Annotated in this window: 12 protein-coding genes and 1 tRNA gene; 4 read left to right on the forward strand and 9 right to left on the reverse strand. The window is 64.0% G+C overall.

What is annotated here, in order from left to right:
- Positions 1 to 9: 9 nt before the first annotated feature.
- The 7 genes from C1O66_RS04490 to rimP form a co-directional block, all read right to left on the reverse strand.
- Positions 10 to 954, reverse strand: a complete 945-nt coding sequence (locus C1O66_RS04490) for a DMT family transporter (RefSeq protein ID WP_102766790.1) — start codon at positions 952 to 954, stop codon at positions 10 to 12.
- A 117-nt stretch (positions 955 to 1,071) separates the two neighbouring features.
- A complete protein-coding gene (typA, locus tag C1O66_RS04495; RefSeq protein ID WP_102766791.1) occupies positions 1,072 to 2,895 on the reverse strand; it encodes a translational GTPase TypA in 1,824 nt (607 codons plus the stop codon).
- A gap of 26 nt (positions 2,896 to 2,921) precedes the next feature.
- Positions 2,922 to 3,869: a tRNA pseudouridine(55) synthase TruB gene (gene truB, locus C1O66_RS04500; protein ID WP_102766792.1), complete on the reverse strand. Its 948-nt coding sequence runs from the start codon at positions 3,867 to 3,869 to the stop codon at positions 2,922 to 2,924.
- Between the two features lie 30 nt (positions 3,870 to 3,899).
- Positions 3,900 to 4,325: a 30S ribosome-binding factor RbfA gene (gene rbfA, locus C1O66_RS04505; RefSeq protein ID WP_102766793.1), complete on the reverse strand. Its 426-nt coding sequence runs from the start codon at positions 4,323 to 4,325 to the stop codon at positions 3,900 to 3,902.
- 103 nt (positions 4,326 to 4,428) lie between these two features.
- Positions 4,429 to 7,473, reverse strand: coding sequence for a translation initiation factor IF-2 (infB, locus tag C1O66_RS04510; protein ID WP_102766794.1), 3,045 nt, complete (start codon positions 7,471 to 7,473; stop codon positions 4,429 to 4,431).
- Positions 7,474 to 7,542: 69 nt separating this feature from the next.
- A complete protein-coding gene (gene nusA / locus C1O66_RS04515; RefSeq protein WP_102766795.1) occupies positions 7,543 to 9,021 on the reverse strand; it encodes a transcription termination factor NusA in 1,479 nt (492 codons plus the stop codon).
- Positions 9,018 to 9,683, reverse strand: a complete 666-nt coding sequence (rimP, locus tag C1O66_RS04520; protein ID WP_102766796.1) for a ribosome maturation factor RimP — start codon at positions 9,681 to 9,683, stop codon at positions 9,018 to 9,020. The genes nusA and rimP overlap by 4 nt, the downstream gene beginning before the upstream one ends.
- 443 nt (positions 9,684 to 10,126) lie before the next feature.
- On the opposite strand from rimP, the gene fabI reads away from it, so the two are divergent.
- Positions 10,127 to 10,906, forward strand: coding sequence for an enoyl-ACP reductase FabI (gene fabI, locus C1O66_RS04525; RefSeq protein WP_102766797.1), 780 nt, complete (start codon positions 10,127 to 10,129; stop codon positions 10,904 to 10,906).
- Positions 10,907 to 11,009: 103 nt separating this feature from the next.
- On the opposite strand, the gene C1O66_RS04530 is transcribed toward fabI, so the two are convergent.
- Positions 11,010 to 13,271: an arginine/lysine/ornithine decarboxylase gene (locus tag C1O66_RS04530; RefSeq protein ID WP_102766798.1), complete on the reverse strand. Its 2,262-nt coding sequence runs from the start codon at positions 13,269 to 13,271 to the stop codon at positions 11,010 to 11,012.
- Between the two features lie 298 nt (positions 13,272 to 13,569).
- Between C1O66_RS04530 and C1O66_RS04535 the strand changes: the two genes are divergently transcribed.
- The 3 genes from C1O66_RS04535 to C1O66_RS04545 all read left to right on the forward strand — a co-directional run bounded on the left by C1O66_RS04535 (position 13,570) and on the right by C1O66_RS04545 (position 15,148).
- Positions 13,570 to 13,998 carry an NfeD family protein gene (locus C1O66_RS04535; protein ID WP_102766799.1) on the forward strand — a complete coding sequence of 143 codons (429 nt, stop codon included), beginning with the start codon at positions 13,570 to 13,572 and terminating at the stop codon, positions 13,996 to 13,998.
- Between the two features lie 76 nt (positions 13,999 to 14,074).
- The gene (locus tag C1O66_RS04540; RefSeq protein ID WP_102766800.1) at positions 14,075 to 14,989 is read left to right on the forward strand and encodes an SPFH domain-containing protein; all 915 of its coding nucleotides are present in this window, start codon (positions 14,075 to 14,077) and stop codon (positions 14,987 to 14,989) included.
- A 69-nt stretch (positions 14,990 to 15,058) separates the two neighbouring features.
- A tRNA-Ser gene (locus tag C1O66_RS04545) sits at positions 15,059 to 15,148 on the forward strand.
- 149 nt (positions 15,149 to 15,297) lie between these two features.
- Here the strand turns inward: C1O66_RS04545 and C1O66_RS04550 are convergent.
- Positions 15,298 to 16,455 carry a serine hydrolase domain-containing protein gene (locus C1O66_RS04550; RefSeq protein WP_165794478.1) on the reverse strand — a complete coding sequence of 386 codons (1,158 nt, stop codon included), beginning with the start codon at positions 16,453 to 16,455 and terminating at the stop codon, positions 15,298 to 15,300.
- Positions 16,456 to 16,761: the final 306 nt, after the last annotated feature.

Consider the following 16,761-nt stretch of genomic DNA (forward strand, 5'->3'; position numbering starts at 1 on the left):
TCGTTCGCGCTAACGGCGGCTTGCTGCGGCGTGGCCGGCCTGCTCGCGCCAGGCCAGCAGCTCGTTGCCCACCAAGGCCGCAAGCACCAGCCCGCCACCGAGCAAGGCGGCCGACGAAGGCTGCTCGCCCGCCCACAGCCAGGCCCAGAGCACGCCGAAGATCACCTCCAGCTGGGCCAGCAAGGCCACCTCGGGGCCGGACAGCACCCGCGTCAGGTGCACCACCAGCAAGCAAGGCAGGGCCAGCTGAAACGCGCCCAAACTGGCCAGCAATCCGACGTCATGCCACGAGGCCTGCAGCGGCCAAGCGAGCGGCAGCATACACAAAGCCGAGATCAGCGCACCGATCAGCACCGCCAAGGGCATGTCCGAGGCCGTCGACGCTGCAGCAGCATCGCCCGCCACCTGGCGCCCGGCATGCTGCATCAGGGACCAGTTGATGGCCGAGGCCATGGGCACACCCAAGGCCACCACGATGCCCAGCCAAGCCAGGGGTGCTGTGGCCTGAGGCCCATCGCCGCCCTGCCCCATTTCGTGCCCGAACATCCAGGCGATGCCGAGGCTGGCCACGAGAATGGCCAGCCAGGTCCGCGCCGGCAGCCGGTGGTGCAGAAACACCCGGGCCAGCAAGGCGGTCAGCAAAGGGCTGAGCGCCATGGTCACCAGCACATTGGCCACCGTGGTCAAGCTGAGCGCCAGCATGAAGGCAGTGAACATCACCGCCCAGCACAGGCCCGAGGCCCAGACCATGCGCGGGGCCTGGCGCAGCTGAGCCAACAGCGCGGGCCCACGCAGCCAACCCAGGCCGATCAGCAAAGCCAGGGCATTGAAGGCACTGCGCCAGAAGGTCAGCTCGAAGCCACGCGCCGCCTCCAGATGGCGCGTGACCACCCCCGCCGTGCTCCACAGCAGGGTGACCAGCACCATCAGAACCACAGCCTTGCGATGTGTCACGGCAGATGAATTGAGAGCGCCCCTGAGAGGGGCGCGGGCAACAGACTGACTGGAGCCCTCCTCTCGGAGGAGGGCTGGGAGGAGCACAGTGAACTCGCTGGAGCGAGCTTCTCGCTCTCAGGAGCGCGCAGCTCGCTTGCGCTCGTTCTCGGTCAGGAAGCGCTTGCGCAGGCGCACGCTCTTGGGCGTGATTTCGACCAGCTCGTCGTCGTCGATGAAGTCCACGCCGTATTCCAGGGTCAGGTCGATCGGCGGGGTGATCTTGATCGCGTCTTCCTTGCCGCTGACGCGGAAGTTGGTCAGCTGCTTGGTGCGGGTAGCGTTGACAACCAGGTCGTTGTCACGGCTGTGGATGCCGACGATCATGCCTTCGTAGACCGGATCGTTGGGCTTAACGAACATGCGGCCGCGATCATCCAGCTTACCCAGGGCGTAGGTGAAGATTTCGCCTTCGTCCATGGAAATCAGCACGCCGTTCTTGCGGCCACCGATTTCGCCCTTGTGAGCTTCGTAGCCGTCGAAGATCGAAGAGATCAGGCCCGAACCACGGGTCAAGTTCATGAACTCGTTGGAGAAACCGATCAGGCCACGGGCCGGGATACGGTATTCCAGGCGCACGCGGCCATGGCCGTCCGGCTCCATGTTCAGCATTTCACCCTTGCGCAGACCCAGGGCCTGCATCACGCCGCCTTGGTGGGCTTCTTCCACGTCGGCCGTCACCAGCTCCATCGGCTCGCACTTCACGCCGTCGATGTCCTGGAACATCACGCGCGGCTTGGACACGGCCAGCTCATAGCCTTCACGGCGCATGTTTTCCAGCAGGATGGTCAGGTGCAGTTCGCCGCGGCCGCAGACTTCAAAGATACCGTCTTCGTCGGTTTCCTTCACGCGCAGGGCCACGTTGTGCTGCAGTTCCTTCTGCAGGCGGTCCCAGATCTGACGGCTGGTCACGAACTTGCCTTCACGGCCGGCCAGGGGCGAGGTGTTGACGCAGAAATTCATGGTCAGCGTCGGCTCGTCCACCTTCAGCATGGGCAGTGGGCTGGGGTTGGCCGGGTCGGTCACGGTCACGCCGATGCCGATGTCCTCGATGCCGTTGATCAGCACGATGTTGCCGGGGCCGGCTTCGGTCACTTGCACGCGGTCCAGACCTTGGAAGGTCAGCACCTGGTTGATGCGGCCGTTGACGGACTTGCCGTCCGGGCCTTCCATCACGGCCACTTGCATGCCGGGCTTGATGGTGCCTTGGCTGATGCGGCCCACGCCGATACGGCCGACAAAGGTCGAAAAGTCCAGGGCCGAGATCTGCAGCTGCAGCGGGGCGGCCGGGTCACCCGATTGCGCGGGCACATGCTTGAGCACGGTGTTGAACAGGGCGGACATGTCCGGACCCCACTGCTCACCGGGCTTGCCTTCTTCCAGCGAGGTCCAGCCATTGATGCCCGAGGCGTACACGACCGGGAAGTCCAGCTGCTCATCGGTGGCGCCCAGCTTGTCGAACAGGTCGAAGGCGGCGTTGATCACGGCATCCGGCTTGGCACCGGGCTTGTCCACCTTGTTGACCACGACGATGGGCTTCAGACCCAGGGCCAGGGCCTTCTTGGTCACGAAGCGGGTCTGGGGCATCGGGCCTTCTTGGGCGTCGATCAGCAGCACCACACCGTCCACCATGCTCAGTGCGCGCTCGACTTCACCGCCGAAGTCCGCGTGTCCGGGGGTGTCGACGATGTTGATGTGGGTGCCTTCCCAGGACACGGCGCAGTTCTTGGCCAAGATCGTGATACCGCGCTCACGTTCGATGGCGTTGTTGTCCATCACCGTGTCGACGACTTTTTCGTGGTCGGCGAAGGTGCCGCTTTGGCGCAGCAATTGGTCGACCATGGTGGTTTTGCCATGGTCAACGTGGGCGATGATGGCGATGTTACGAATCTGCTTGCTCATACGACACTTTCAAAAAATTCTGGACTTCAGGCGGCTGGTGTACCCATGAGGCTTTGCACCTCGGCGGGACTCAGCAGCCGGTCGGCGATCAGCTCGCCGGCCTGGACATGGGCGCTGCCTAGAAAGGCTTGCGGCTCGGGGCCGTAGACCCGCACATGCGGGGCGTCGGCAGCGGCAACGCGGCGCCGCAGACCGGTGAGAAAGCGGGCGGCTTCGTCGCTGCTCAAACGCAGCTCGGGCCAATCCGCCAACAAAGAGTCGGGTGGGCGCAGCAAGGCTTCGCGCTCGCTTTCGGTCAGCGCCGCCAGGGCGTCCAGGCTGATGGCCTGTTCCACCGACACCGGGCCGGATGCGGTTCGACGCAGCGCACTCAATCGCGCGCCACAACCCAGCAAGCGACCGAGGTCTTCCGCCAGGGTGCGCACATAGGTGCCCTTGCTGCAGCGCACGGCAATCGCCAGCTCATCATCCTGCCAATGCAGGATGTCGAGCGCGTGAATGGTGACCTGACGCGATGGGCGCTCGATGGTGATGCCGGCGCGGGCGTATTCGTACAGCGGCCGGCCTTCATGCTTGAGGGCCGAGTACATCGGCGGCACCTGGGTGATCTCGCCGCGCAGCTGGGCGCAAGCGGCCTCGATCTGTTCGCGGCTCAGCTTCACCGGATGGCGCTCCAGCACCTCGCCTTCACCGTCGCCGGTGGTGGTGATCTCGCCAAGCTTGAGGGTGGCGGTGTAAGCCTTGTCGGCATCCAGGCTGACCTGGCTGAACTTGGTGCCGGCACCGAAGCACAGCGGCAGCAGGCCGGTAGCCAGCGGGTCCAGCGTGCCGGTATGGCCGGCCTTTTCCGCCCGCAGCAGCCATTTGGCTTTTTGCAGCGCGTCGTTGCTGGACAGACCCAGCGGCTTGTCAAGCAGCAGCACGCCGTGCAGGGCACGGCGCGGTGTCTTGACGCGCTGGGGACGGGTGTTCATGGTGGACAAAGAATCAGGGCTTCTCGAAGTTCACTCGGCGCGGTCGGTGGGCTTGCTCGCTTCCGCGGCAGCGTCGCCCTCAGCGGGCGCCTCGTCATCGAGGGCGCGCGTGGCATTGGCCTTGTGGATCAGCGCGCTCAACTCGGCCGCGCGCTCGATGCTGCGGTCGTAGTGGAAGTGCAAGCTGGGCACGGTGTGGATCTGCAGGCGCTTGAAGAGGCCGTTGCGCAAAAAACCGGCGGCTTCGTTCAAGGCTTCCGCGGTTTCGGTCGGATCGCCGACCAGCACCGAGAAGAACACCTTCGCATGCGCGTAGTCGGGCGTCACCTCGACGGCATTGACCGTGGCCATGCCGATGCGTGGGTCCTTGAGCTCGCGGATCAGCTCGGCCAGATCGCGCTGGATCTGGTCGGCCACGCGAAAGCTGCGGTTGGGGATGACTCGTTTGTGTCGCATCTCGGACTGCTCCTGTGCTGAGACTGCAGGCGGCGCCCCTCACAAACACAAACCCCGCCACTCTCGGGAGGGCGGGGTTTGCGCCGGTTGGGGCAACTCCGCTTTACAGCGTTCGCGCCACTTCCTTGACCTCGAAGAATTCCAGCTGATCGCCCTCGGCGATGTCGCTGTAGTTCTTCAGCTTGATACCGCACTCGAAGCCTTCGCGGACTTCGCGCACATCGTCCTTCATGCGCTTGAGCGTGTCGATCTCGCCGGTGTAGATCACCACGTTGTCGCGCAGCAGGCGGAAGCGTGCCGAACGGTTGACCACGCCCGAAGTGACCATACAGCCGGCAATGGTGCCGATCTTGGTCGCCACGAACACGGTGCGGATCTCGGCCATGCCGATGACTTCCTCGCGCTGCTCGGGAGCCAGCATGCCGGTCATCGCTGCCTTCACCTCATCCACGGCGTCGTAAATGATGTTGTAGTAGCGCAGGTCAACGGCATTGCCTTCGGCCAGCTTGCGCGCACCGGCATCAGCCCGCACGTTGAAGCCAATGATGACGGCCTTGGAGGCGATCGCCAGGTTGACGTCCGACTCGCTGATGCCACCGACGGCGGCGTGCACGATCTGCACCTTGACTTCGGCGGTCGACAGCTTGAGCAGCGAAGAAGCCAGGGCTTCCTGCGAACCTTGCACATCGCTCTTGATGATGATGCCCAGGGTCTGCACATCGCCGGCACCCATGTTCTCGAACATGTTTTCCAGCTTGGCGGCTTGCTGACGCGACAGCTTGACGTCACGGTACTTGCCCGAACGGAAGGTGGCGATTTCACGGGCACGGCGTTCATCCGACAGCACCATGAACTCATCACCGGCCTGCGGCACTTCGGTCAGGCCCTGAATTTCCACCGGGATGGAAGGACCGGCTTCGGTCGCTGCCTTGCCGTCTTCGTCCAGCATGGCGCGCACGCGGCCATAGGTCGAACCGGCCAGCACCACATCGCCACGCTTGAGCGTACCGCTCTGCACCAGCACCGTGGCCACAGGGCCGCGGCCCTTGTCCAGCTTGGCTTCGATCACCAGACCCTTGGCCATGGAGGCCACCGGGGCCTTGAGTTCCAGCACTTCGGCTTGCAGCAGCACTTGCTCCAGCAGGCTGTCCATGCCCTCGCCCGTCTTGGCCGAGACCGGCACAAAGGGGGTGTCGCCGCCGAAGTCTTCCGGCACGACGCCTTCGGCCACCAGCTCGCCCTTCAGGCGTTCGATGTTGGCGCCTTGCTTGTCGATCTTGTTCATGGCCACGACCATGGGCACGCCCGCAGCCTTGGCATGGTGGATCGCTTCCTTGGTCTGGGGCATCACGCCGTCGTCCGCCGCCACCACCAGGATGACGATGTCGGTGGCGGTGGCGCCACGGGCACGCATGGCCGTGAAGGCCGCGTGACCCGGGGTGTCCAGGAAGGTGATCACGCCGCGCGGGGTTTCCACGTGGTAGGCACCGATGTGCTGCGTGATGCCGCCGGCTTCACCCGCGGCCACACGGGCACGGCGGATGTAGTCCAGCAGCGAGGTCTTGCCGTGGTCGACGTGACCCATGACGGTGACCACCGGTGCGCGGGGCAGCGCTTCGTGCTGCTGCTCGGCGCCGGCGCCCTCTTCTTCCAGGAAGGCATCGGGATCGTCCAGCTTGGCGGCAAAGGCCTTGTGGCCCATTTCTTCCACCAAGATCATGGCGGTTTCCTGATCCAGCTGCTGGTTGATGGTGACCATCTGGCCCAGCTTCATCAACTGTTTGATGACCTCAGAGGCCTTGATGGACATCTTGTGCGCCAGATCGGCCACCGAGATGGTTTCCGGCACATGCACCTCTTGCACCACCTGCTCCGCCGGGGCGACGAAGGTCGAGGTGCTGCTGCCACGGCGATCGGCGCCGCGGTCATTGCCGCGACGGCCAGCCGGGCCGCTGCGACCCGGCGCACGCCAGGCCGAGGACGGACGCGCACCGCCCGGAGCGGCCGGGCCGCTGGGCTTGGCGCCACGCTTCTTGGCATCGTCGGCCCAGCTGGACGACAGCTTTTCCGACTTGACCGACTTCTTGTCGCCCGGCTTGGCAGCACCGGCCGTGGCGGCGCCCGGCGCGGCAGGCGCGCCCGGGGTGCCCGGCTTCTTGTGGATGGTGCCCTTGATGCCTTCCTTGCTGGCTTCGACCGGCTTGGGCTCTTCCTTCTTCGCGACCATCACCTTCTTCGGTGCATTCATCATCGCGCGGATGGCAGCCGCCTCGGCCTCGGCGGCCTTGCGGCGGCGCTCCAGATCGACCTGTTTTTGCTTCTCTTCGGCGCCGACGTCCACGGCCTTGACCACGCGCAGGGCGGGCTTGGGCGCTTCAGCGGGAGCGGCTGGTGCAGCGGCGGCGACCGGGGCAGCCGCAGGGGCCTCCACCGGCGCTGCAGCGACCGGAGCCGGTGCGGGTGCGGCCACCGGAGCGGGTGCCGGCGCACGGGCAGCGGCAGCGGCGCGGTTGATGGCAGCAGCTTCCTTGGCAGCGGCCTCAGCTGTCTGACGCGGGGCCTTGGCCTTGGCAGCCAGCTTGGCGGCCGCGGCTTCTTCAGCAGCGCGGGCGGCGGCTTCTTCAGCGGCGCGCGCCTCTGCGGCGGCTTGTTCGGCCTTTTCTTTGCGGCGTTGCTCTTCGGCTTCGCGGGCGCGGGCTTCGGCTTCTTCGCGTTCCTTCACGCGGGCAGCCAGCTCCTGCTCTTGCTGGCGCAGGGCGGCAGCTTGAGCCTGGGCTTCTTCCTCGCGGCGGTGCAGTTCCGCTTCCTCGGCGGCAGCCGTGGCGGCGTCATCGACACCGGTGGCGTCGTCGCGCTTGACGAAGGTTCGCTTCTTGCGCACTTCGACCTGGATGGTGCGGGCTTTGCCGCTGGCATCGGCCTGCTTGATTTCGCTGGTCGACTTGCGGGTCAGCGTGATCTTCTTGCGATCGGCGCCGCCGGTACCGTGCGCGGTGCGCAGGTAATCGAGCAGACGTTCCTTGTCGGCTTCATTGAGCGCGTCATCGGGAGAAGACGTCTTGACGCCCGCAGCTTGCAGCTGCTCAAGCAGCGTGCTCGCAGGCCTATTAAGCTCTGCGGCGAACTGGGCGACGGTAGTCACAGCCATTGTTGGATCCTTAACTTATGCGTTCGGTGCTGGGCGAATGATTGGGCAATGTCGAGAGGCTGAATCGCCTCAGGCGTTGAACCAATGTTCGCGGGCCTTCATGATCAGAGCGCGGGCCGCACCCTCATCCATACCGGCCAATTCAACGAGCTCGTCGACGGCCAGGTCGGCCAGGTCGTCGCGAGTGTGGATGTCGCCATCCGCGAGCTTGGCGACCAGATCGGGCGTCATGCCTTCCAGGTCGCGCAGGTCTTGGGAAACTTCCTCGACCTTTTCTTCGCGGGCGATTTCCATGGTCAACAAGGCATCCTTGGCCCGGGTGCGCAATTCATTGACCGTGTCCTCGTCGAAGGCCTCAACTTCCAGCATTTCCTGCATAGGCACGTAGGCCACTTCTTCCAGGCTGGTAAAACCCTCGGCGATCAAAATATCGGCCACTTCGGCATCGACATCGAGTTTCTCGATGAAGAGCTTGCGGACCGATTCCGATTCCTGCTCATGCTTCACAGCCGATTCCTCGGCCGACATGATGTTGATGCGCCAGCCGGTCAGCTCGGAAGCGAGCCGCACGTTCTGGCCGCCACGGCCGATGGCGATGGCGAGGTTTTCCTCGTCGACCACCACGTCCATGGCATGACGTTCTTCGTCCACCACGATGGACTGCACATTGGCCGGCGCCAGTGCACCGATCACAAACTGGGCCGGATCTTCCGACCACAGCACGATGTCCACGCGCTCGCCGGCCAGCTCATTGGTCACGCCGTTGACGCGCGAACCGCGCACGCCGACGCAGGTACCGATGGGGTCGACACGCTTGTCGTGCGAGAGCACGGCCAGCTTGGCGCGCGAGCCGGCGTCACGCGCGCAGCTCTTGATCTCCAGCAGGCCTTGTTCGATCTCAGGCACTTCCTGGGCGAACAATTCCTTCATGAACTCGGGGCTCGAGCGCGACAGCATGATCTGCGGGCCGCGCTGGGTCGGGTCCACGCCCAGGATCACGGCACGCACGCGGTCCCCGGTGCGCAGGTTTTCCTTGGGGATCATTTCCGAGCGCTTCAGGCGGCCTTCGATGCGGCCCGACTCGGCAATGATGTCGCCCTTGTCCAGGCGCTTGACGGTGCCGACGAAGATCTGCTCGCCGCGGGCCAGGAAGTCGTTCAGCAGCTGCTCACGCTCGGCGTCACGAATCTTCTGCAGGATGACCTGCTTGGCCGCTTGCGCACCGATACGGCCGATGGGCACGGATTCGATGGGCTCTTCGATGTGGTCTTCCACCTCGATGTCAGGGATTTGCTCCTGGGCTTCGAACAGCAGGATTTCCGCATCGGGGTTTTGCAGGCCGGCCTCGTTGGGCACGACGTGCCAACGGCGGAATGTCTCGTACGCGCCGGAATCCCGGTCAATCGAAACGCGAATGTCGGCCTCGCCGCCACACAGCTTCTTGGTGGCCGAAGCCAGGGCGGCCTCGACCGCACCAAACACCACATCGAGCTCCACGCTCTTCTCGCGCGAAATCGCGTCCACCAGCATCAACAGTTCGCGGTTCATTGATCAGGACCTCCGTCAACCTTGTCATCCTTGCGTGCGGGCTTGGCGCGCGGCGGCTTCTTGGCCGGCGCGGGCTTCACACCACGACCCTTGAAGCTCACCACGGGCACCAAGCGGGCCTCGCGCACTTCTTCAAGAGAAAAATCCAGTGCCTGTTCGGCACCACCTTCACTGAACACCAGGCGCCAGGCCTGGGTGTCGGCAAATGCAGCCAGCACGGCCAGCGCCGCCGCCGGCTCGATCACGGCCACGCCATCAGGCGCAACCAGGGGGAACGGGTGGGCCAGCGGCTCGCCACCCTCGACCGGCTGCTGGGCCAGCACGCCCTTGTATTTCTTGCGGCCTTGGAAAGGCATGCGCAGCGTGATCTCGATTTCCTCGCCGAGGAAGCGCGCGTAGTCTTGCGGCTTCTTCAGGGGTCGATCCAGACCGGGCGACGACACTTCCAGGCGCTCGTAGGCACAGCCTTCCACTTCCAGCAAATACTGCAACTGCCGCGTCACACGCTCGCAGTCATCCACACTGATCAAGGCGCCGGTCAGCGCCTCAGCGGGCAGTTTGTCGATGTACACGCGCAGCAAGCCCCCAGGACTGCGCTCGCAATCCACCAGGTCGTAACCCAAACCGGTCACGGTTTTCTCAACAGCGTCTTGCCAATTCATGCGTGGTCTATCTTCGTTTCTCTCGCGGAGGCTGATCCGTACGGCGATTTCAAAAAGGACACGGAACGATCAAGCAAAAAAAATGGGCTGGATGAATCCGCCCATGTTCTTACAGCGCTGAAAACCGGCCTGCACTCCCTCACGAAGCACCCGCCTGTCGCACTGCCCGACCAGCTTATGAGATCCAGATCCGCCCCACTTGAACCACGCCTCATGACGTCGCCGCAAGCTGCCGCACCACAAACCCCCAGCTCGCCAGCCTCGCACTGTGCCTGCACTTGAAGCCAAGTCGCAAGCCGGTGTTTTTGCTAACAAACCGTCCGCCGTGTCCAACAGCGAAGCCGGGATTGTACTATGCAAGCACCATGCCCACAAGCGCGCAGCTTGCGAAGAGGCATTGGCATGCGAAAATCCCACGCTGATTTCAAACCTAGGAGCCACACATGGGATTTCTCGCAGGCAAGCGATTGCTGATCACGGGCGTGCTGTCCAACCGATCCATCGCTTATGGCATTGCAAAAGCCTGCCACCGGGAGGGTGCGGAACTGGCCTTCAGTTACCAAGGCGAGCGTTTCAAGGACCGCATCACCGAGTTTGCCGCCGAGTTTGATTCCAAACTGGTGTTTGATTGCGATGTATCCGACGACGCGCAAATCGAAGCCCTGTTCAATCAATTGGGCGAGGCCTGGCCCGAGTTTGACGGCTTTGTGCATTCCATCGGTTTTGCCCCGCGCGAAGCGATCGCCGGCGATTTTCTCGATGGCCTGACGCGCGAGAGTTTCCGCATTGCCCACGACATCTCGGCCTACAGCTTCCCGGCCATGGCCAAGCTGGCCGCCCCGCGCCTGCGCCAGGGCGCTGCGCTGCTGACCCTGTCCTACCTGGGTGCCGCGCGCTTCGTGCCCAACTACAACACCATGGGTCTGGCCAAGGCCTCGCTGGAAGCCAGCGTGCGCTACCTCGCCCATTCGCTGGGCGCCAAGGGCGTGCGCGTCAACGGCATCTCGGCCGGCCCGATCAAGACCCTGGCCGCCTCCGGCATCAAGGACTTCGGCAAGCTGCTCAGCCAATTCGCCGCCAGCGCCCCGATCCGCCGCAATGTGACGATTGAGGATGTCGGCAATGTGGCCGCCTTCCTGCTGTCCGACCTGGCCGCCGGCGTCAGCGCCGAAATCACCTATGTGGACGGCGGCTTCAGCCATGTGGCGCTGAGCGAAGGCTGAGCCCTTCTCTCGGCAGCGCATGCCGGCCGAGCTCTCGGCGGGCAGCCGCAAGATAAAAAAACGGGACCCGAGGGTCCCGTTTTTGTTGTGCGTCGCCGCCGGATCAGCCCGCCGCCACGCAATCCACGTAATAACGCGAACGACCGTCTTCGCCCTTATCTTCCACCAAGCCGTGCACATCGGTGGCAAAGCCGGGGAACTTGGCGTTGAAGTCGCGGGTGAACTTCAAGTAGTCCACGATCTTCTTGTTGAAGCGCTCGCCCGGGATCAAGAGCGGAATGCCCGGCGGGTACGGGGTCAGCAGCGAGGTGGTCACGCGGCCTTCCAGCTGATCGATCTCGACCCGCTCGGTACGGCGGTGGGCGATGTGCGCGAAGGCATCACTGGGCTTCATCGCCGGCTCCAGGTCGGACAGATAGACCTCGGTGGTCAGGCGCGCGATATCGCCCTTGGCATAAGCCTCGTGGATGCTCTGGCAGAGATCACGCAAGCCCATGCGCTCGTAGCGCGGCTGGGCGGCGCAGAACTCCGGCAGGATGCGCCACAGCGGCGCGTTCTTGTCGTAGTCGTCCTTGAACTGCTGCAGCGCGGTCAGCAGCGTGTTCCAGCGGCCCTTGGTGATGCCGATGGTGAACAGGATGAAGAAGCTGTACAGCCCCGTCTTTTCAACCACCACACCGTGCTCAGCCAGGAACTTGGTGACGATGGAGGCCGGAATGCCGGTGTCGGCAAACTTGCCGCTCATGTCCATGCCGGGGGTGATGATGGTGGACTTGATCGGGTCCAGCATATTGAAGCCGGCGGCGATTTCGCCGAAACCGTGCCAGGCTTCGTTGGCGCCCAGCATCCAGTCGGCCGGCTTGCCGTAGCCATCCTCGACCAACTGATCAGGGCCCCAGACCTTGAACCACCAATCCTGGTCGTACTCTTCGTCCACCTTGCGCATGGCGCGGCGGAAGTCCAGTGCCTCGGAGATGCTCTCGGCCACCAGGGCCGTGCCGCCCGGGGGCTCCATCATGGCCGCAGCCACATCGCAGCTGGCGATGATGGAGTACTGCGGGCTGGTCGAGGTGTGCATCAAATACGCCTCGTTGAACAAATGCTTGTCCAGTTTGACGTTCTGCGAGTCCTGCACCAAGACCTGCGAAGCCTGGCTCAAACCAGCCAGCAGCTTGTGGGTGGACTGGGTCGCGTAGACCATGGCGGTCTTGGGGCGCACCCGGTTCTTGCCCATGGCGTGGTAGGAACCATAGAAGTTGTGGAAAGCCGCATGCGGCAACCAGGCTTCGTCGAAATGCAAGGTGTCGATCCAGCCATCGAGCTTTTGCTTGATGGTCTCGGTGTTGTAGAGCACGCCGTCGTAGGTGCTCTGGGTCAGCGTCATGATGCGCGGCTTGACCGTCTCGGGATCCACACCCTTGAGCAGCGGGTTCTTGGCGATCTTCTTCTTAATCGTCTCGGGCGAAAACTCGCTCTCGGGGATGGGACCGATGATGCCGTAGTGGTTGCGCGTCGGCGTCATGAAGACCGGCACCGCGCCGGTCATGATGATGGAGTGCAAGATGCTCTTGTGGCAGTTGCGGTCCACCACCACCACATCACCGGGCGCCACCGTGTGGTGCCAGACCATCTTGTTGGAGGTGCTGGTGCCGTTGGTGACGAAGAAACAGTGATCGGCATTGAAGATGCGCGCGGCATTCTTCTCGGACGCAGCCACCGGGCCGGTGTGATCCAGCAGTTGACCAAGTTCCTCGACCGCATTGCAGACGTCGGCGCGCAGCATGTTCTCGCCGAAGAACTGGTGGAACATCTGGCCCACGGGGCTCTTCAGGAAGGCCACGCCACCCGAGTGACCCGGGCAATGCCAGCTGTAGGAGCCGTCTTGCGCGTAATCCATCAGCGCCTTGAAGAACGGCGGCGCCAGGCCGTCGAGGTAGCTCTTGGCCTCGCGGATGATGTGGCGGGCCACGAACTCCGGCGTGTCCTCGAACATATGAATGAAGCCGTGCAGCTCACGCAGGATGTCGTTGGGCAGATGCTGCGAAGTGCGCGTCTCGCCGTAGATGTAGATGGGGATGTCGGCGTTCTTGAAGCGGATTTCTTCGATGAACTTGCGCAGGCTCAGCACGGCTGGGTCCAGCTCGGGGCCGGGCGTGAACTCCTCATCGTCGATGGACAGGATGAAGGCGCTGGCGCGGCTTTGCTGCTGCGCAAACTGACTCAGGTCGCCGTAGCTGGTGGCGCCCAGGACTTCAAAGCCCTCTTTCTGGATCGCGTCGGCCAGGGCGCGGATGCCCAAACCCGAGGTGTTCTCGGAGCGATAGTCCTCGTCGATGATGACGATGGGAAAGCGAAAGCGCAGCATGTGAAAGCCTCCAGGGCCTGGGACAGAAAAACGAAAGGCGCGAAGTGTAGGGCCAAGCCAAGCCAGTGTGCGACGCACCCCGGCCTTTGTCGCACAAACAGGACGCCCGCGGGCGCTTCCCGGTGTCTTTTGGCATCCCGACATGGGCCGTGGAAACTCAATTCGTCCCGGTCGGCGCCCTGCTCAGCAAGAGATAGCCGCCGCCGTACACTCAGCGCGAAACACAGGCCTCGTTTACGCCGGCAAACATGCCCCGAGCAAGTAAGCGTGGCCCTGATCATGGAGAGGGAGTGATGACATGGCTGTGAATTGGGCCACCGCCTGGTGGATTGCCTGCGGCGCGCTGGTCGCCGTGGAGCTGGCCACCGGCACGTTCTACCTGCTGATGCTGGCCCTGGGCTGCGCCGCCGGCGCCCTGGCCGCCCACCTGGGCTGGAGCGGCAGCGCGCAGATGATCTCGGCCGCCGCACTCGGTGGTACGGCCGTGATGCTCTGGCACCTCAAGCGCTCGCGCGACCCCAGCCCACCGCCCATCAACGCCAACCCCGATGCGCACCTGGACATCGGTCAGGCGGTGGATGTTGCATCCTGGAACGCCCAGGGCCAAGCTCAGGTGCGCTACCGCGGCGCCGAGTGGCAGGCCCGTTTCAGCGGCAAGGGCGAGCCTCTGCCTGGCCGGCACACCATCCGCGCCATCGAAGGCAGCTGCCTCCTGCTGGACCGCTGAACGATCCGCCTGCAGCGGCCGCTGCTGAGCTGTTTTCGTTTCCTTTCACTCTTTTTTCCTTCACATCGAGGCATTCATGGAAATCGCCCTGCTCCTGCTGGTCATCGCCGCCGTCTTCATCGTCCAGTCGATCAAGGTCGTGCCGCAACAAAACGCCTGGGTCATCGAGCGCCTGGGCAAGTACCACGGCACCCTCACCCCCGGCCTGAACTTTCTCGTGCCTTTTGTCGACCGCCTGGCCTACAAGCACTCGCTCAAGGAAATCCCGCTCGATGTACCCAGCCAGGTCTGCATCACCAAAGACAACACCCAGCTGACGGTGGACGGCATCCTCTACTTCCAGGTGACCGATGCCATGCGCGCCAGCTATGGCTCCAGCAACTACATCGTCGCCATCACCCAGCTGGCCCAGACCACGCTGCGCAGCGTGATCGGCCGCATGGAGCTGGACCGCACCTTCGAAGAGCGCGATGTGATCAACAGCTCGGTCGTGCAAGCGCTCGACGAAGCCGCGCTCAACTGGGGCGTCAAGGTGCTGCGCTACGAGATCAAGGATCTGACCCCGCCGCCGGCCATCCTGCACTCCATGCAGGCGCAGATCACCGCAGAGCGCGAGAAGCGTGCCCTGATCGCAGCCTCCGAGGGCCGCCGCCAGGAACAGATCAACATCGCCACCGGCGAGCGTGAGGCCGCCATTGCCCGCTCCGAGGGTGAAAAGCAGGCCGAGATCAACAAGGCCGCCGGCACCGCGGCCGCCATCACGGCCGTGGCCGACGCCACCGCCGACGCCATCGGCAAGATCGCCGCCGCCATCCAGCAACCGGGCGGCGACCAGGCCGTGCAGCTCAAGGTCGCCGAGAAGGCCGTGGACGCCTACGCCCAGCTGGCCCAGAAGAACAACACCATGATCGTGCCGGGCAATATGAGCGAGGTCTCCGGCCTGATCGGCACGGCCATGGCCTTGCTCAAAGGCTCGAACGCAAAAAATTGAAGGGCAGCCGCCAGAAAACTCGAGCTTTTCGATTTTGGCTCTGAAAACTGCGCTATGATGGCGGGCTTCGGAGAGGTGGATGAGCGGTTTAAGTCGCACGCCTGGAAAGCGTGTGTGGGTTAATCCCCACCGCGGGTTCGAATCCCGCCCTCTCCGCCAGAAAGTCAGCAAAAACGGGCCCAAGCGGCCCGTTTTTCATTTCCGGCCGCCCGATGTGCAAACTCACTCATCGCTGTAGCCCCCCCCGCTTGAACCTCCGCGACTTGCGAGCCCTCATGTTCGCTGCCGCAAACCTCACGCATCTCCCACTAACGCCCCGTCGGAACCAGGTCGGGGATGTAGATCGACGCGATGTTGTCGATGAACCTTTCCGGCGAAGCGCCCATCAGGTTGGTCAGCACGAGCACCGTCAGCTCATCCCGGGGGTAGATGAACACAGCGGCACGTGCGCCGCCGACCGGCGTCAGCGCAGGATGGGCGTCGCGCCGCGCCGAAGGCCAACCCAAACCGTAGCCATTGACGAGGGCATTGAAGCCGCGGATGGTGCCGTCCTTCTGCGCCTGCGGCTTCCAGAGCTGATCCAAGCTGTTGGCGCTGACCAGCTTCGTGCGCTGCAAGGCGATCACCCACTTGGCCAGGTCCGTCGCCGTTGACTTGACCCCGCCGGCCGCGTCCAGATAGGCCGTCATGGGCTCATGTCGCAGCAAAGGGACCTTGCTTCGCTCGACGCCGACCGTCTTCATCCCCTGAATTTGCAGCGCCAGGAAGCTGTAGAGCGAAGCCGCATCGGGCTCACCATCGATAGAAAAGTGGGTCCGCGTTAAACCAGCGGCCATGAACTGCCGTTCCCGAACGAAGTCAGCATACGACCGCTTCGTCAGCGTCTCGATCACCTTGCCGATCACCACATAGTTGGTCTGCGTGTAGCCAAACCGGGTCCCGGGCGGTGCGTCCAAGGGCCGGCTTTGCACCTTCTGCCAGGCCAGCTCCGGCGCGGCGCCGTCAATCGCTCGGAGGTTGTCATCGACGATCTCTGGAAGGCCCGACATGTGGGTGAGTGCATGCCGAACGGTCACCGCGCCCCAGGCACTTGGCAGCGACTCGAGGTAGGTCTTCAAGGGCGCGTCCAGATCCAGCTTTCCGGCTTCGACGAGCTGCATCACCGCCACACCCGCCAGGGCCTTGCTGATCGAATTGATCGGGAAGACGGTCTGCGGAGTCACCGGGACGGCACCTTCCAGGGTGGCCAGGCCAAAGGCGCCGGTGAAGATGATGTTTTGGTTCTGGACGATGGCCACCTGAGCCCCAGGGATGCCACGGGCCGCCATTTCCGCCTGAATCAGACTCGAAACGGCGCGGGCCTTGTCGGCGGCTTCCTCCGTCGGTGATGAACGAGCAGTCGCACCGAAAAACAGCCCACACAAGACCACGAGCAAGCCAAGTACCGCGGAGTTTCTGGGCATCATGATCGAGGGGTTCCGTTCTTGTTGAGGTCGGCCGAAGGCGAGGGTTCGCGATCCGCTCGGGCAAGCATCTCCCGACATCTTCAGCTCGGCATGCCTCAATCCGACGAGATGCTCAAACAGCCGCCCGAACGGCGCCCAAGCCAACACGGTCGAATGAAGCCGACCATGGCGCGGTGCTGGCGCGAGGCACATGGTTCCAGCCCAGATGGCCCCCCTACTCGTCACAGCGCCTGTGCCGGGCCGCTGTCGGCGGCGTCGCAAGGCCTGCGGGCGAAAGCCCACCCCTGTTGCGCGCCTCGCTTGGTA

The sequence above is a fragment of the Paucibacter aquatile genome (assembly GCF_002885975.1).
In the GTDB taxonomy this organism is placed as follows: Bacteria; Pseudomonadota; Gammaproteobacteria; order Burkholderiales; family Burkholderiaceae_C; genus Paucibacter_A; species Paucibacter_A aquatilis.

What these genes read in the sequence shown, in the direction of transcription:
- nusA (WP_102766795.1), bottom strand. Translation starts at nt 9,021, where the DNA reads ATGAACCGCGAACTGTTGATGCTGGTGGACGCGATTTCGCGCGAGAAG.
- truB (WP_102766792.1), bottom strand. Translation starts at nt 3,869, where the DNA reads ATGAACACCCGTCCCCAGCGCGTCAAGACACCGCGCCGTGCCCTGCAC.
- rbfA (WP_102766793.1), bottom strand. Translation starts at nt 4,325, where the DNA reads ATGCGACACAAACGAGTCATCCCCAACCGCAGCTTTCGCGTGGCCGAC.
- rimP (WP_102766796.1), bottom strand. Translation starts at nt 9,683, where the DNA reads ATGAATTGGCAAGACGCTGTTGAGAAAACCGTGACCGGTTTGGGTTAC.
- infB (WP_102766794.1), bottom strand. Translation starts at nt 7,473, where the DNA reads ATGGCTGTGACTACCGTCGCCCAGTTCGCCGCAGAGCTTAATAGGCCT.
- fabI (WP_102766797.1), top strand. Translation starts at nt 10,127, where the DNA reads ATGGGATTTCTCGCAGGCAAGCGATTGCTGATCACGGGCGTGCTGTCC.
- C1O66_RS04535 (WP_102766799.1), top strand. Translation starts at nt 13,570, where the DNA reads ATGGCTGTGAATTGGGCCACCGCCTGGTGGATTGCCTGCGGCGCGCTG.
- typA (WP_102766791.1), bottom strand. Translation starts at nt 2,895, where the DNA reads ATGAGCAAGCAGATTCGTAACATCGCCATCATCGCCCACGTTGACCAT.
- C1O66_RS04550 (WP_165794478.1), bottom strand. Translation starts at nt 16,455, where the DNA reads ATGATGCCCAGAAACTCCGCGGTACTTGGCTTGCTCGTGGTCTTGTGT.
- C1O66_RS04540 (WP_102766800.1), top strand. Translation starts at nt 14,075, where the DNA reads ATGGAAATCGCCCTGCTCCTGCTGGTCATCGCCGCCGTCTTCATCGTC.
- C1O66_RS04530 (WP_102766798.1), bottom strand. Translation starts at nt 13,271, where the DNA reads ATGCTGCGCTTTCGCTTTCCCATCGTCATCATCGACGAGGACTATCGC.